Annotated in this window: 7 protein-coding genes, 1 tRNA gene and 1 pseudogene; 1 reads left to right on the top strand and 8 read right to left on the bottom strand. The window is 74.7% G+C overall.

From position 1 onward, the window contains the following. Positions 1–618: 618 nt before the first annotated feature. The 5 genes and pseudogenes from ACWIZO_RS05065 to ACWIZO_RS05045 all read right to left on the bottom strand — a co-directional run bounded on the left by ACWIZO_RS05065 (position 619) and on the right by ACWIZO_RS05045 (position 8,064). A tRNA-Gly gene (locus tag ACWIZO_RS05065) sits at positions 619–692 on the bottom strand. A 52-nt stretch (positions 693–744) separates the two neighbouring features. Further along, positions 745–2,350 (bottom strand): annotated as a pseudogene (locus tag ACWIZO_RS05060) (sensor histidine kinase); the annotation flags it as partial. 1,202 nt (positions 2,351–3,552) lie between these two features. Then, a complete protein-coding gene (locus ACWIZO_RS05055; protein WP_448641420.1) occupies positions 3,553–4,503 on the bottom strand; it encodes a methyl-accepting chemotaxis protein in 951 nt (316 codons plus the stop codon). 1 nt (position 4,504) lies between these two features. Continuing rightward, positions 4,505–5,083 (bottom strand): PAS domain-containing protein, encoded by a 579-nt coding sequence (locus tag ACWIZO_RS05050; protein WP_448641419.1) that lies wholly within the window; start codon positions 5,081–5,083, stop codon positions 4,505–4,507. A 134-nt stretch (positions 5,084–5,217) separates the two neighbouring features. Continuing rightward, positions 5,218–8,064: a S8 family serine peptidase gene (locus ACWIZO_RS05045; protein ID WP_448641418.1), complete on the bottom strand. Its 2,847-nt coding sequence runs from the start codon at positions 8,062–8,064 to the stop codon at positions 5,218–5,220. A 150-nt stretch (positions 8,065–8,214) separates the two neighbouring features. Here ACWIZO_RS05045 and dcd point away from each other — a divergent pair, with 150 nt between their 5' ends. Then, positions 8,215–9,858 (top strand): dCTP deaminase, encoded by a 1,644-nt coding sequence (dcd, locus tag ACWIZO_RS05040; RefSeq protein WP_448641417.1) that lies wholly within the window; start codon positions 8,215–8,217, stop codon positions 9,856–9,858. On the opposite strand, the gene ACWIZO_RS05035 is transcribed toward dcd, so the two are convergent. The 3 genes from ACWIZO_RS05035 to ACWIZO_RS05025 form a co-directional block, all read right to left on the bottom strand. Continuing rightward, positions 9,824–11,113 carry an MFS transporter gene (locus tag ACWIZO_RS05035; RefSeq protein WP_448641416.1) on the bottom strand — a complete coding sequence of 430 codons (1,290 nt, stop codon included), beginning with the start codon at positions 11,111–11,113 and terminating at the stop codon, positions 9,824–9,826. The two genes, dcd and ACWIZO_RS05035, sit on opposite strands and share 35 nt — an antisense overlap. A 45-nt stretch (positions 11,114–11,158) precedes the next feature. Then, complete coding sequence (locus ACWIZO_RS05030; RefSeq protein WP_448641415.1) at positions 11,159–12,130, bottom strand: DUF389 domain-containing protein; 972 nt, start codon at positions 12,128–12,130, stop codon at positions 11,159–11,161. Between the two features lie 207 nt (positions 12,131–12,337). After that, the gene (locus ACWIZO_RS05025; protein WP_448641414.1) at positions 12,338–14,632 is read right to left on the bottom strand and encodes a heterodisulfide reductase-related iron-sulfur binding cluster; all 2,295 of its coding nucleotides are present in this window, start codon (positions 14,630–14,632) and stop codon (positions 12,338–12,340) included. Positions 14,633–15,058: the final 426 nt, after the last annotated feature.

The following is a 15,058-nucleotide window of genomic DNA, read 5'->3' as shown; positions in this document are numbered from 1 at the left end:
CGGGCACATAGGGGCTGTCGGCGATAGCCGGCGGTCTCAGCGATTCAGGCGTTGACCTGCGAGAACGGTTGATCGGTGTTGATTCGGAAGTCCCTGTATCAGGCTCGAGAACTTTCGCCTTCAACGATCCTCGATCGCTTCGCTCGCGGCCGAGATGCCGCGAGCGCGCTCACGGACGCGGGTGGGATCAGGCTGAAGGCCAGAGCTGCGGATCTGATCCAGGGCTGCGACGACCTCCTGCTCTGCCCCGACCGGGCGAACGCATGCTCGCCCTCCTCGAGGGCACGGTCGTGGTACTCCATGGCGCTGCCGCGCGGCCGTCGACCGAGGTCACCGTGGAGGGTCGTCATGCCTCGACGCTATGGTCTCGAGCAGGCCGGGAAGGGCGACGCCCCGTGAGTATCCGCCCGGCGAGAACGCATGACCGATGTTGGTCACAGCGAGCGGCACGCATCTCGGGACGGGCGCCTCACCTGCGCATAGGGACTCTTGGCGTGACCTGTCCATGACCTACGCGGCGGAGAACAGAGGGTCACAGCGGGCTGTAAGGGGCCGTTCAGACGATCCTCCGGTACTCCTCCGGAGGACCCAACAGCCGCCCCGACCTGCGGTTTTACGTGGAGCGGGTGACGAGAATCGAACTCGCACTGTCAGCTTGGGAAGCTGATGTTCTGCCATTGAACTACACCCGCGGTGGCCCGGGGGCCGGCCGTCAGCGTAGCAAGCCGCAGAGGTCGGCGGTCAGCCGCCGTCGGGGCGCGGGCTGCGGATGACCACCGTGGTGCCCGACGGGCTCGGTGTGGCGACGACGTCGGCGAACGCGCTCATGAGCATCGAGCCGCGGCCGCGGTCCATGCTCGACGTCCGTTCCCGCCACTGCCCGTGGTCGTGCACCGCGATCTCGACCGCGCCGTCGTCGACGGTCACGCGGACGTCGACGACCGGCTCGGCCGGGTCCTGGGCGTGCTCGACGGCGTTGGTCGCCGCCTCGCAGGTGGCCAGCAGGAGGTCGTAGACCCGCTCCTCGGGCAGGCCGGCGCCGGTGAGCAGCGCGCGCAGCCGGCGCCGCAGCGGCGGGATGGAGGCGGCGGACGACGGGAACCGCCACGCGGCGGTGACCGGCCCGCAGGCGGCCGGGGCCGGCCGGGTGACCGGTGCGGGCGCGTCCGCACCGCGCGGACGCGGGGGCAGCGGGTCGGGCAGCGGGGCGGAGGCGCGCGCCGGTACCGGCCGGGTGGACCCGCGACCGCCGCGGGAGCGCTCGAGCACCGAGCGCAGCCGGCCGAGCAGCTCGGCGGACTCGAACGGCTTGGCCAGGTAGTCGTCGACGCCGGCGTCGAAGCCCTCGACGGCGGCCTCCTGCCCGGCGCGTGCGGTGAGCATGACCACCGGTACGCCGCGCGTGACCGGGTCGGCGCGCAGCGCCCGCAGCAGCCCGAAGCCGTCGAGGCGGGGCATCATGACGTCGGTCAGCACGACGTCGGGCCGGGAGCGCGCCGCGTCGAGCAGCGCCGCCTCGCCGTCGGCCGCCGTCCGCACGGTCCACGACGGGGACAGCAGCCGGACGAGGTAGGCCCGCATGTCGGCGTTGTCGTCGACGACGAGCACGGTGCCCAGCGGGCCGGCCGGCTGCACCGGGCGGGCGCTCCAGCCCAGGTCGTCGTCCCAGGGGGTCAGCGCCGCGCCGCGGACCGCGGGAGGGGCCGACGGCGGGGGAGCGGCGGCGTCCGGCGTCCCGAACGGCACCCGCACCGTGAACGTGCTGCCCACGCCCGGCTCGCTGTCGACCTCCACCGTGCCGCCGTGCAGGCCGACCAGCTCGCGGACCAGCGCCAAGCCCAGCCCGGTGCCCTCGCGGCTGCGGGCGGGGGAGTCGGTGACCCGGTGGAAGCGCTCGAACAGCGCCGGGAAGCTCACCGGCGGGGATCCCCACCCCGGTGTCGGACACGCGCAGCACCACCGCGTCGTCCTCGGCGCGCAGCGAGACGGTGATCCCGCCGACGAAGGTGTACTTGACGGCGTTGGCGACCAGGTTGAGGACGACCTTCTCCCACATCCGCGGGTCGACGGCGGCCGGGCGGGGCAGCGGCGGGCAGTCGACGGCGAGCGTGAGACCGGCCCGCTCGGCCGCGGCGCGCAGCACGCCGGCGAGCTCGGCGGTGGCGGCGGCCAGGTCGGTCTCCACCCGCACGGCCGACGTCCGGCCGGACTCGATGCTGACGAACTCCAGCAGGTCGTCGACCAGGCGCTTGAGCCGCGTGCCGTTGCGCAGGGCGAGGGTCAGCTGGTCGCGCACCGCCGGCGGCAGCTGCCCGCCCGGGTCGGCGAGCGCGTCGGCGATGGGGGCCAGCAGCAGGGTCAGCGGCGTCCGCAGCTCGTGGCTGACGTCGGAGAAGAACGTCGTCTTGGCCCGGTCCAGCTCCGCGAGCGCCTCGGCGCGGGCGCGCTCGGCGGCGTAGGCCCGCGCGTCGACGACGGCGCCGGCCACCTGCCCGGCCAGCAGCTCGTGGAAGGTCCGGTGCTCCTCGTCCAGCGCGCGGTTGGGGCTGACGCCGACCACCAGCGCCCCCACCGGCTCCCGGCCGGCCCCGCCCGACAGCGGCAGCACCACCGCCTCGGTGACCGCGTCGTCGAACGGGCCGCCGGCGACGCCGAGGCCGGCCACCGGGACGGCGCGGAGCTCCTCGGCGGTGTCCGCGGTCCCGGGCAGCCGCTCGGCCGGCACGCCCACGGTGGCGGCCCGCCGCAGCCGCCCGTCGTCCTCCGCGGTGAGGTAGACGGCGGCCAGGGGGACGTCGAGCGGGTCGCCGGCCAGGGCCCGGCACACCTGCTCGGCCAGGTCGTGCTCGTCCTCGCGCCGGCACGCGGCGGTGGACACCTCGTGCAGCAGCCGCTGCCGCCGCTCGGCGATGACCTGGCGGGTGACCTCGGTGCACACCGCGTGCATGCCGGCGACCTCGCCGGCGTCGCCGAACGCGGGGGCGTGCGAGACGGTGAAGTAGGTCTCCTCGCGGTAGCCCGCGCGCTCCAGCAGCAGGAGCAGCTGCGGGATCCACGACGCCTCGCGGACCGCCATGGCCCGCTCGACGGGCTCCTCCAGGGCCGCCCAGCCCTCGGCCAGCGTGACCCGCAGGTCCTCGCCGATGGCGCCGGGGTGCTTGCCGCCGATGAGGGTCGCGTAGGCGTCGTTGTAGAACTGCGTGTACTGCGGGCCCCAGGTGAGGATCATGGGGAACCGCGAGGCCAGCACGGTGCGGACGGCGTGGCGCAGGCCCGCCGGCCAGCTGCTCACGGGGCCGACCGGCGTCGTCGACCAGTCGAAGGCGGCCATCAGCCGGCCGTTCTCGCTGCCGCCGGCGAAGACGTCCTCGGAGTCCGGACCACCGACGGCGTCCGGGGCCACGCGCACCTCCAGGACGACCCTCCCGCGAGCACGCCGCAGCGAGCTTCCCGCTCGGCGTCAGGACCTCGGTGGCCGGACCGGCCACCTGACTGTCGGCCACCGTACATGCGCCGGCTGCGAGGTCGCCGGACCTGCCCGGGCGGGACCCGTCAGCGGCGCATCTCCGCCAGGAAGCCGGTCGCCTCCGACCGCAGCCGCTCGGCCATCTGCGACAGGCCGGTGACGTCGGTGGCCGTCGCGCCCAGGGACGCCGAACCGTCGACCGCCGCCGCGATCCCGTCGACCAGGCCGTTCATGTCCGCGACGGTGCTGCCCACGGAGCCGATGACGGCCGTGACGTCGTCGCAGGCCACGCGGATCGCCTCGACCTGCGCGGTCACCCGCTCGGTGGCCTGGGAGGTCTGGTCGGCGAGGTCCTTGACCTCGGAGGCCACGACGGCGAAGCCCTTGCCGGCCTCCCCGGCGCGGGCGGCCTCGATCGTCGCGTTGAGCGCCAGCAGCCGGGTCTGCGCGGCCACCGACTCGATGAGCGCGATCACCTGGCGGATCTCGGTGGAGGTGCGGGTGAGGGAGGCGAGGGTGGCCGAGGCGTTGCCGACCTCGGACGCCGCGGCCTCGGCCGCCGTGGTCAGTCCGGCCGCCGAGGCGCTCATCTCCGTCGCCGCCGTCGCCACCTGCTCGCTCATGGCCAGGACGACGGACTCGAAGTCGTCGGCCAGCCGCAGCCGGGAGGTCTGCGCCTCGGTGACCCGGCCCGCGGTGTCGCGCATGGCGTCGCGGGCGGCGTTGATGTCGGTGGCCGCCTGGCGGTGGGCGCCGTGGAGGCCGGTGCGGAGGACCTTGCGGTGGAACCGGCCCTCGGCGGCCGAGGCCAGCGCGGCCCGCGACTCGCGGACGAAGGCGTCGCTGACGTCGAGGGTGCGGTTGACCCCGTGCTGCAGCGCCGCCAGCTCCGGCACGGCGTCGGAGCCGGCGACCGGGACGGCGCGGGCCTCGAGGTCGCCGCGGGCGGCCGCCTCGCAGGTCTCGGTGAGACGCCGGACGAAGGCGCGGTAGACCTCGAGCTCCGCGGCTGCCGAGCGCCCCTGGTTGCGGCCCACGTCAGTTCTCCTCCTCGGTGACGACCGTCCACACGAAGTCCTCGTAGGAGGCGGCGTGCTCGGCGATCAGGCGGTCGAGCAGCGCGGAGGAGGCGGCGACGGCGGCGCGCGCGTTCGGGTGGCGGCGCTCCTCGGCGAGCAGGGTCTCGTAGAGCGGGCGGACCCGGTCCAGCGCCCGCCTCGAGGGTCGCCGGCGGTTGGAGTGGTAGCCCACGACCGAGCCGTCGGCGCCGTAGGACGGCGTCACGTGCGCGAGCACCCAGTAGTGGGCGCCGTCGGCGGCGAGGTTGTCGATGTAGGCGAACAGCTCCTGGCGGGCGGCCAGGGTGTCCCACAGCAGCTTGAACACAGCGCGCGGCATGTCGGGGTGCCGGATGAGGTTGTGCGGCTGCCCGATGACCTCGTCGAGCTCGTAGGCGCCCACGCGCAGGAAGACGTCGTTGGCGTAGGTGATCACGCCGCGCAGGTCGGTCTTGGAGACGATGAGCTCCTCGGCGGAGAAGGTGCGCTCCTCGCCGGTGGGCCGGACGGGCGTCCGTGCGCCGCGGCGGGCCGCCGTCCGCGGGATGGTCTCCAGCACGCGTCCTCCTGGCTCCGGACCGGGGTGTCCCCGCGGGTATCGGCAGCCGGGTCCCCGGACGTCAGCCGAAACGGCGACGGGCGATCCGGCCGCGCCGCGCCGAGGAGGTCCCCGGCGCGGCGCGGCCGGTCCGCTCAGACGTCGAGGACCACCCCCCGGCACGAGGCCGAGCAGTCCAGCGTCCACAGCGACGCGGGGACCGCGGCCAGGCGGGCCGAGCGCACCAGTCGCAGGCCGCCGGGACCGGTCCGCTCGTCCGGCGTCGAGGGAGCCGCGCCGTCCGCCGGCGGGGTGGCCGGTGCGGGCGCGGGGGCCGGCGTCGGCGTGGTGCCCGGCGCGGGCGTCGTGCCCGGCGTGGTGCCCGGCGTGGTGCCCGGCGTCGTGCCCGGCGACGTCCCGCCGGTCCCGCTGCCGTCGGGAGCGGTCGGTGCCGTGCTCCCGCCGGAGCCGGACGCGACGTACTCCAGCACCGTGCCCAGCACCTGGAGGCGCCCGTCGGGGGCGAAGACCGTCACGTCGTACCGGCCGGCCACGCGGGCCGGGGTGCGGAACACCAGGGCGGTGCTCGTGCTGCTGACCACCTGGGCGGCGCCCGTCGTCCCCACGAGCACCCGGGCGCCGAGCGGCAGGGCCAGGCCGGTGATCCGGACCTGGGTGCCGCCGGTGACGCCGACCCGCACCGGGCTGATCGAGGTGATCTGGAACTGCCCGCGGGCGGGGAAGCTGACCGTGTCCGAGCCGTCCGGCGGCGGGGTGCTGCCCGAGCCGCCGCTGCCGCCCGAGCCCGTGCCCGTGCCACCGGAGCCGGTGCCGGTGCCGGTGCCGGTACCGGTATCGGGGGTCCCCGCGCCGGTGCCGGTGCCGGTGTCGGGGATCCCCGTGCCGGTGCCGGAGCCGCCGGAGCCGGAGCCCGTGCCACCCGAGCCCGTGCCACCCGAGCCCGTGCCACCGGAGCCCGTGCCGCCGGAGCCGGTGCCGCCGGAGCCGATGCCGGTGCCGGTGTCGGGGGTCCCCGTGCCGGTGCCGGAGCCGCCGGAGCCGGAGCCCGTGCCACCCGAGCCCGTGCCACCGGAGCCCGTGCCACCGGAGCCCGTGCCGCCGGAGCCGGTGCCGCCGGAGCCGGTGCCGGTGCCGGTGCCGGTGTCGGTGTCGGGGGTCCCCGCGCCGGTGCCGGAGCCGCCGGAGCCGGAGCCCGTGCCGGTCCCGCCCGAGCCGGTGCCCGGGGTGCCGCTCCCGGCGTCACCGGAGCCGCTGCCCGTGCCGCTCCCGGCGTCGGGGCCGGCCGCGGCGGCTGCGCCGACCAGCAGGGGAGCCGCCCGCGTGAGACCGACCGGTGCGCCGTCGCGGGTGAGCTGGACGGTGAGCACGTACCGGCCGTCGCCGAGCGTCATCGTCGGCGCGAACGCCAGCCCGGCCGGCGAGGTGCGCGCGCCCAGGGTGAAGGTCGCCTGGCCTTCGTCGTCGGTGGTCACCGTGGCCCCGCCGAGGGCGATCGGGACGTCGGCGACGGCCCAGGTGCTGCCCTCGTACTGCATGCCCAGCCCGAGCGTGACGCCGAAGGTGCCCGGCGCCGACGTGCCGCTCACCGCGATGCGCGGGCCGACCGTGCCGGCGGGGGCGGTCATGCCGCTGAAGGAGTAGTCGACGGCACCGAGACCCGCGTCGGCCAGGCCGGCGACCGAGAGCCGCCCGCCGGTGACCGACCGGCCGCGGAAGGCGGCCACCGGGTCGACGTCGGCGAGCAGCGCCTGGCGCACCTGCTCGGCCGTGGCGTCGGGCAGCGCGGCCCGGTAGAGGGCCGCCGCGCCCGCGACCTGCGGCGCGGAGAAGGAGGTGCCGTCGACCAGGCGGTAACCGCCGTCGTTCCAGGTGGAGAAGACGCGGCTGCCGGGCGCGAAGAGGTCCACCGAGGTGGCGCCGTAGGCGGAGAACGAGCTCATCGTGTCCGCGGCGGTGCTCGCGCCGACGGTGATGACGTTGGACTCGGTCAGGTTGGCCGGGTACACCGGGCTGCGGTCGCGGTCGGCGGCGTCGTTGCCGGCCGCGGCGACGACCACCACGCCCTTGGACCCGGCGTAGGCCACCGCGGAGCGCACGGTCTCCAGCGCCCAGCCGGACATCGGGCCGCCCCACGACGCGTTGACGACGTCGGCCCCGTGGTCGGCGGCGTAGCGGATCGCCTCGGCGGCGAGCGCGACGTCGACGCCGCTGCCACTGCCGGCGGCGAGCGGCATGATCGTCACCTCCGGCGCGATGCCGGCGGTGCCGCGGCCGTTGTCGGCGCGGGCGCCGACGGCTCCGGCCACGCTCGTGCCGTGGGTGCCGTTGGCGCCGTTGTCGACCGCCGGCGAGTTGGTGGTGAAGTTCCAGCCGTGGCAGTCGCCGGCCTTGCCGTTGCGGTCGGTGTCGACCGTGCCGCAGGGCTCGGCCGGGTTGGTCCACAGCGCGCCGGCGAGGTCCTCGTGGTCGGAGTCGTAGCCGGTGTCGACGACGGCGACCACCACCCCGGAGCCGCGCCCGCCGGCCCAGCCGTCGGGGGCGTCGGTGTCGGCGTCGGCCACCGCCGTCTGCTGCGGGGCGTTGCTGCCGGTGTTGTCCAGATTCCAGCCGTACGTGGGCACGTAGGGGTCGCTGACGGTGCCGAAGACCTCGACGGTGGGCGAGGGCTCGACGGCCGCGACGCCGTCCACCGCGGCGAGGTCGCCCTCGTCCAGGGAGCCGGTGGCCACCAGGGCGCGCCCGTCGCTGAGCCGCTGGACGTTGGCGACGCCGTCCAGGGTGCCCAGCGGCTCGAGCAGCCCGGCGGCGTCCCCGGACGCCGCGGTGACCACGTAGCGGGTCAGGCCGTCACCGGCACCGAAGTCCCCGGCGACGGCCACGGCGGGTGCGGCCAGGGCCGTGTAGGCCGCCGCTCCCGCGTAGCCGGCCACCAGGGCCGTCACGAGCACACCCGCCTGGGTGCGCCTCCTCAGGGTGGACACGTGCCCCTCCTCCCAGCCCGGTCCGCCCGGGCGCCACCGGCTCCCGGCGGGGGCCAGCAGGACGGCATCGGCACGCCGGCCGGCCGCGCGGAGGGGGACGGCCCCGGGTCTGACCCGGGAGGATGAGGTCGCCTCCCTAGACTCCGCGCCATGCTGCTGTCCGACCGCGACATCCGCGCCGCGATCGCCGAGGGGCGTCTCGGCATCGAGCCGCACGACGCGGGGCTGGTGCAGCCCTCGAGCATCGACGTCCGGCTCGACCGCTACTTCCGGGTGTTCAACAACGCCCGGTACACCCACATCGACCCCGCCCAGCAGCAGGACGACCTGACCACCGCGGTCGAGACCGAGGGTGACGAGCCGTTCGTGCTGCACCCCGGCGAGTTCGTGCTCGGCTCCACGCTGGAGGTCGTGTCCATCCCCGACGACCTCGCCGCCCGCCTGGAGGGGAAGGCGCTGGCGCTGGAGACGTCCGTGCCCACGCCGACCGGCTGGAGCACGATGGGCGAGCTTGTCGTCGGCGACGAGGTCTTCGACGAGAACGGCATCCCGTGCCGAGTGGTGGCGGCGACCGAGGTCATGCTCGGGCGTCCCTGCCGGGAGGTGGAACTCAGCGACGGGGCGCTGTTCACCGCCGACGCCTCACACCTGTGGGTCACCACGAGCAAGCAGGAGCGTCGCCCGGGTCGTCCGCGGACCACATCGGCGAAGACCACGGACGAGATCGCCGCGACCCTCCGGTACGGCAAGGAGTTCAGTCACCGGATCGCGCTGGCCGGACCCGCGCAGTACCCCACCGCCGAGCTGCCGATGGACCCTTACGTCCTCGGCTACTGGCTCGGCGACGGCACGAGCAACGAGGGCGAGATCACGGTTGGCCGTGGGGACGAGGAGGTCCTCGCCTCGTTCGAGGCCGCCGGTTACACCGTCTGGTCGGCGACGAGCCCGCATGCGTACCGCCTCGGCGGCGCCGCGCGCCACGTGGACCACGAGCACCGGCGCCGCGAGGGTGGGCGGTTCGGTGGCAACGGCTCCCTGAGCAGCCACCTCCGTGCGCTCGGCCTGTTGGGGGACAAGCGGGTGCCGGCTGTCTACCTCACCGCCGACGTCGACCAGCGGTTGGCGCTGCTGCAGGGGCTGATGGACTCCGACGGCTACATCGACGAGCACGGCCGCTGTGAGTTCGTCAACACGCGCGAGGACATCGCCTGGGCCGTGCACGAACTGGCCGCCAGCCTCGGGCTACGGCCGACCCACCGGAAGCAGCGAGCGATGCTCGACGGTGTCGACTGCGGCCCGGCCTTCCAGGTGAAGTTCACGCCGCGCCGGCTGCCGGTCTTCCGGCTGGCACGCAAGGCCGCCCGGTTGAGGACCGATGACTGCGGCCACGAGTTCCGCGCCGTTCGCGCAGTGCGCGAGGTACCGACCGTCCCCGTTCGGTGCATCCAGGTCTCCTCACCGAGCGGGATGTTCCTCATCGGGGACTCCTACGTGCCCACGCACAACTCATCGCTGGGCCGTCTCGGACTGCTCACCCACTCGACGGCGGGCTTCGTCGACCCCGGCTTCTCCGGGCACATCACGCTGGAGCTCTCCAACGTGGCCAACCTGCCGATCACCCTGTGGCCGGGCATGAAGATCGGCCAGCTGTGCCTGTTCCGGCTCACCTCGGCCGCCGAGCACCCGTACGGCTCGGCGGTGTACGGCTCCCGCTACCAGGACCAGCGCGGCCCCACGCCGTCGCGGTCCTACCGCAACTTCACCCGCGCGGAGACGCGGCGCGTGCCGGACTGACCGGCGCGGCCGGTCCCGCCGGGGACCAGCCGGGCAGCTCGTCGTCGACGTACCGCTCGCGGGTGGCCAGCCACCCGGTGGCCGTCAGCCCGGCGGTGGTCACCGCGACCAGCACGAACATGCCGGTGTAGCCCCCGGTCACGTCGCGCAGCACGCCCACCAGCAGCGGGCCGGCGGCGGCCAGGAGGTAGCCCCAGCCCTGGGTGACCGTCGACAGCGCCGCCGTCGTCTCCGGGGTGCGGGCCCGCACCCCGATGAGCGCGAGCACCATGCTGAACGTCCCCATGCCGACGGCCAGCACCGACATCCACAGCCACGGCAGCGTCAGGGGGGCCAGCCACAGCCCGCCCCAGCCGACGACGTAGCAGGCCATGAAGCCCAGCAGCAGCGGCCGCTGCAGCCGCTGCCGCACGGTGAGCGCCGGGGCGACGGCGTTGACCGGGATGACGACGATCGAGTTGACGCCGAGCAGCAGCCCGGCCGTCGCCGCGCTCAGGCCGGTGTCGCGCAGGTACTGCGCCGACCAGCCCATGACCACGTAGGCCTGCGTGGCCTGCAGGCCGAAGAACGCCGCGAGGACCAGCGCCGTGGGGCTGCGGCGCAGCGGGGCCATCCGCACCGAGCGGTGCTCGCCCCGGGAGGCGCCGGGCTGCCGCGGCGTGACGGCCCAGGGCAGCGCCGCCAGCAGCGCCAGGACCGCCCAGACGCCGAGCGCCCAGCGCCAGCCGCCCGGACCGACCGCCGCCGCGATCGGAGCGGTGGCCGTCGCCGCCACAGCGCCGCCGATGGCCATGGCGGCGCTGTAGGCGCCCACCAGCAGGCCCGTGCGCTCCGGGAACCAGCGCTTGACCAGGCCGGGCAGCAGCACGTTGCCCAGGGCCCCGCCGACCATGGCCAGCGCCGTGCCGACGAGGAACAGGGCGAAGGAGTCGACGACCGCGCGCAGCACCAGCCCCGCGGCCATGGTGAGCAGCGCGCCGGCCAGCACGTGCGCGTCCCGGAAGCGGGCGGCCAGCGGCGGGCCGGCGAAGCCGATGGCGGCGAAGCAGACCACCGGCATCGTCGTCACCACGCCGGCCGCCGCGCTGGAGACGCCGAGCCCCGCCTCGAGCTCCTCGAGCACCGGGCCCACGGAGCTGACCGCCGTCCGCAGGTTGGCGGCGGTGAGCACGATGGCCACCGCCACGAGGACCAGACCGCGGCGCCGGTCCGCGGCGGCCGGGGCGGTGGTGGGGGCGGCGGCGGTACGGGTCACCCCCCGATGGTGCCTGGTGGGTGCGCGCTGCAATCAATCCGCTGGTCAGGCGCGCAGGCGGGTGCGGCTGACCGCCTCGATGCGGGGCACGACCCGGGGCACGCGCTGCCGGAGCACCCGCTGCAGGGCCAGCGTGACGAGGGCGGCCACCAGGATCCCGGCCAGGTTGAGGCCCAGCTGCAGGGCCGCGCGGCCGAACTCGGTGCCGCCGCCCAGGGCCAGGGACACCGCCATGTCGGCGGCGGCCGGCACGGTGGTCACCGAGATGAAGACGCCGACCAGCGCGCCGCTCCTCGCCGAGGTGACCGAGAGGACCCCGGCGATGCCGGCCAGCACGGCCACCACCACCGACCAGCGGTCCGGCGCGGTGATGAAGCCGGTCTGCGGGCGCTCGGCCGTCAGCACCTCGGTGCCGAACCAGCCCAGCCCGCGAGCGGCGAGGGTGGCCAGCGCGGTCACCGCGATCGCGACGCCGAAGCCGACCACCAGCGCGCGGACCGCCGCGGTGGCGATGCCGCGCCGGCGGTGCACGACGGCGACGGCCAGCGCGGCCAGCGGGGCGAACTCCGGGCCGAGGACCATCGCGCCGATCACCAGCACGGCGGAGTCGTTGACGACCGCGACCGCCGCCAGCAGCGTCGCGATGAGGAGGAAGGACAGGTAGGACACCGACAGCGCCGAGTCGGCGGCCGTCGTCCGGACCACCTGCTCCCACACCACGGCGTCGGACCCGTCGCCGGGCGCGGCCTCCTCGGCCCGCTGTGCCCGGGCCGAGACGGCGGTGTCGACGGTGACCACCGCGATCCCGCCGTCGCGGTCGACGGCCAGCTCCCGCAGGCCGGCCACCAGGGCGTCGGCGGACTCGCGCGCGACGTCGGCGAGGATGAGGTCGCCGGGCGGGGAGACCGACGCGCCGGGGAGCACGGCCAGGTGCGCCGTCCCCGGGCAGCGGTCGAACAGGTCGCGGACGGCCCCGGTGCGGTCGGGCGGCACGGTCACCCTCAGCTGCAGCAGCACCGGGCCGTCCTACCGCACGCCGGTGCGGAACGACGGACGCCGCCGGTAACGGCCCCCTGCAGGGCCCCGCCGCGAGCTCGCGAGTGGTGGGGGGCAGGGGGTCCTTCCGTCGCCGACGGCGTCCGTGGAGTGCTGTGGTGCGCGAACGGCCCCCTCGCAGGGGCCCGCCGCGAGCGTGCGAGTGGTGGGGGCGAGGGGGTCCTTTCTTCAGGCCTGCGGGCCGTGTCCCGTGGCGGCCGAGCCGGTGCCGGCGACATCGTCGTCGGCGGTGCCGACCTCGGTGCCGTGCTCGGTGCCCGGCGTGCCGACGGTGGCCATCGAGCGGAGCAGGATCTGGCTGACGTCGAGGACCTCGACGTGCTCGGCGGCCTCGCCGTTCTGCTTCTTCGACGTCAGGGCGTCGGAGAGCATCGTGATGCAGAACGGGCAGGCGGTGGAGATGACGTCCGGGTCGAGGCCGAGGGCCTCCTCGGTGCGCTCCACGTTGATCCGCTTGCCGATCTTCTCCTCCATCCACATGCGCGCGCCGCCGGCGCCGCAGCAGAAGCCGCGGTCCTTGCAGCGGTGCATCTCCTGGGTGGAGAGGCCCTGCACGCTGTCGAGGATCTCCCGCGGCGGCGTGTAGACCTTGTTGTGCCGGCCGAGGAAGCACGGGTCGTGGTAGGTGACCTTGCGGTCGACCGGGGTGACCGGGGTCAGCCGGCCCTCCTCCACCAGCTGGCTGAGCAGCTGCGTGTGGTGCACGACCTCGTACTCGCCGCCCACCTGCGGGTACTCCCGGCCGAGGGAGTTGAAGCAGTGCGGGCAGGTCGTGACGATCTTGCGGGTGCCCGGCACACGGCCCTCGAAGACGCCGTTGAGGGTCTCGACGTTCTCCTGGGCCATCATCTGGAACACGAACTCGTTGCCCATGCGGCGGGCCGGGTCGCCCGAGCAGGTCTCCCCGGAGCCCAGGACGGCGAACTCGACGCCGGCGGTGTGGAGCAGCTCGGCGACGGCCTTGGTGACCTTCTTGGCGCGGTCGTCGATGGCACCGGCGCAGCCGACCCAGAACAGGTACTCGACCTCCTGGGGCAGCGGCCCGTCGGCCATCCGCACCTCGAAGTCCATGTCCTTGATCCAGTCCTCGCGGGTGCTGGGGCTGACACCCCAGGGGTTGCCGCGGTTCTCGAGGTTGCGCAGCATCACGCCGGCCTCGGACGGGAAGTTGGACTCGATCAGCACCTGGTAGCGGCGCATGTCCTCGATGTGGTCGACGTGCTCGATGTCGACCGGGCACTGCTCGACGCAGGCGCCGCAGTTGGTGCAGCTCCACAGGACGTCGGGGTCGATGACCCCGCCCTCCTCCAGCGTGCCGACCAGCGGGCGGTGCGCCTGGGCGTCGTTGGTGCCCTCGATGCGGGCGTAGCCCGACGCCCAGACCTGCTCGTCGCTGGGCTTGAGGACGTCGTAGTCCGGCGCGGTCTCCGACGCCGTCTTCTCACCCAGCAGGTACGGGGCCTTGGCGTACAGGTGGTCCCGCAGGTCCATGATCACCATCTTGGGGGACAGCGGCTTGCCCGTGTTCCAGGCAGGGCACTGGCTCTGGCACCGCCCGCACTCGGTGCAGGTGGTGAAGTCGAGCATCCCCTTCCAGGTGAAGTCCTCGATCTTGCCGCGACCGAAGACGTCGTCCTCGCCCGGGTCCTCGAAGTCGATCGGCTTGCCGTTCGAGGTCATGGGCTGCAGCGGGCCGAGCGCGACGCTGCCGTCGTCGTTGCGCTTCCAGTAGATGTTGAAGAACGCGCTGAACCGGTGCCAGGCGACGCCCATGTTGAGGATCCGGCTGACCACCACGAGCCAGGTCAACGAGACCACGATCTTGACGAAGGCGACGACGCTGAGCAGGTCGGGGCTGTCGGGCAGCACGGTGGCCAGCAGGCTGGCGAACGGGTGCGACCAGGTGGGCGCCTCGGTGAGCCCGGAGGAGACCTTGAGCGCGCGGATCAGCAGGATGCAGATGCCGACGGTCAGGACGACGGCCTCGACGAAGTAGCCGCGGCCCTCGTTGGAGCCGGCGAAGCGGCTGGTCCGGCCCTGGCGGCGCGGGTGGTCCTTCTGGCGCCGGTAGATCAGGTACAGGATCCCGATGACCGTGCCGGCGCCGATGACGTCGGCGAAGAGGTTCCACAGGCTCCACTCGCCGATCAGCGGCAGGTGGAAGGCCGGGTTCCAGACCTCGCCGAAGGCCTCGACGAGGGTGAGGAACAGCCCGTAGAAGCCGACGAAGACGAACCAGTGGGCGGCGCCGATGGCCGACCACTTGAGCATCCGGGTGTGGCCGAGCGACTCGACGGCGAGCGTCTTGAGCCGTTGGCCGACCGGCCCGTTGCGGGTGGAGTCCGGCTGGCCGGTGCGGATGATCCGCACCATCGCCCGGACGGCGCGGTAGGCGAAGACGACCGCCACGATGAGGAACAGCACGCTGATCGTGCCCAGCACGATCTGCAGGGGGCCCGTCATGATTCCCTCTCCCCACGCCTCGCGGCGTCGGTTGTCTCCGGTCCGCCCGGACGGCGCGAGAGGGGCCTCACCGCCGTCCCCACCGGCCCGTGGGCCGGCGGCGGATCGCGCGCGGGCGCCTGTGCCCGTGCAGCCCGCACGATAGCTGGCCGGAGCACAGGTTACTCAACGGTAACCCCGGGCGCCGCGCCCCGACCTGTAACCGCCCCACGGTGCTCGCCGCCCCGCCGTCCGCGGCCTGACCGGGGCGTTCGGGGAGCGCGTGCGGACCGTGGCAGGAGGCCGGCGTGCGGGCCGGTCCGGGCCGGCGGGGGACGAGGTGACCGGGCTCATACCCCGGTCGGGCGCCCCGGCCGTCGTCGCGTCGGGAGCCGGCTCCGTCCGCACTCCCTCCGACCGTGGTCCACCTCACGGGGGAGGAGGACG

It is taken from the genome of Geodermatophilus sp. URMC 63, from assembly GCF_053502565.1.
This window is presented reverse-complemented; position numbering and strand designations above follow the sequence as displayed.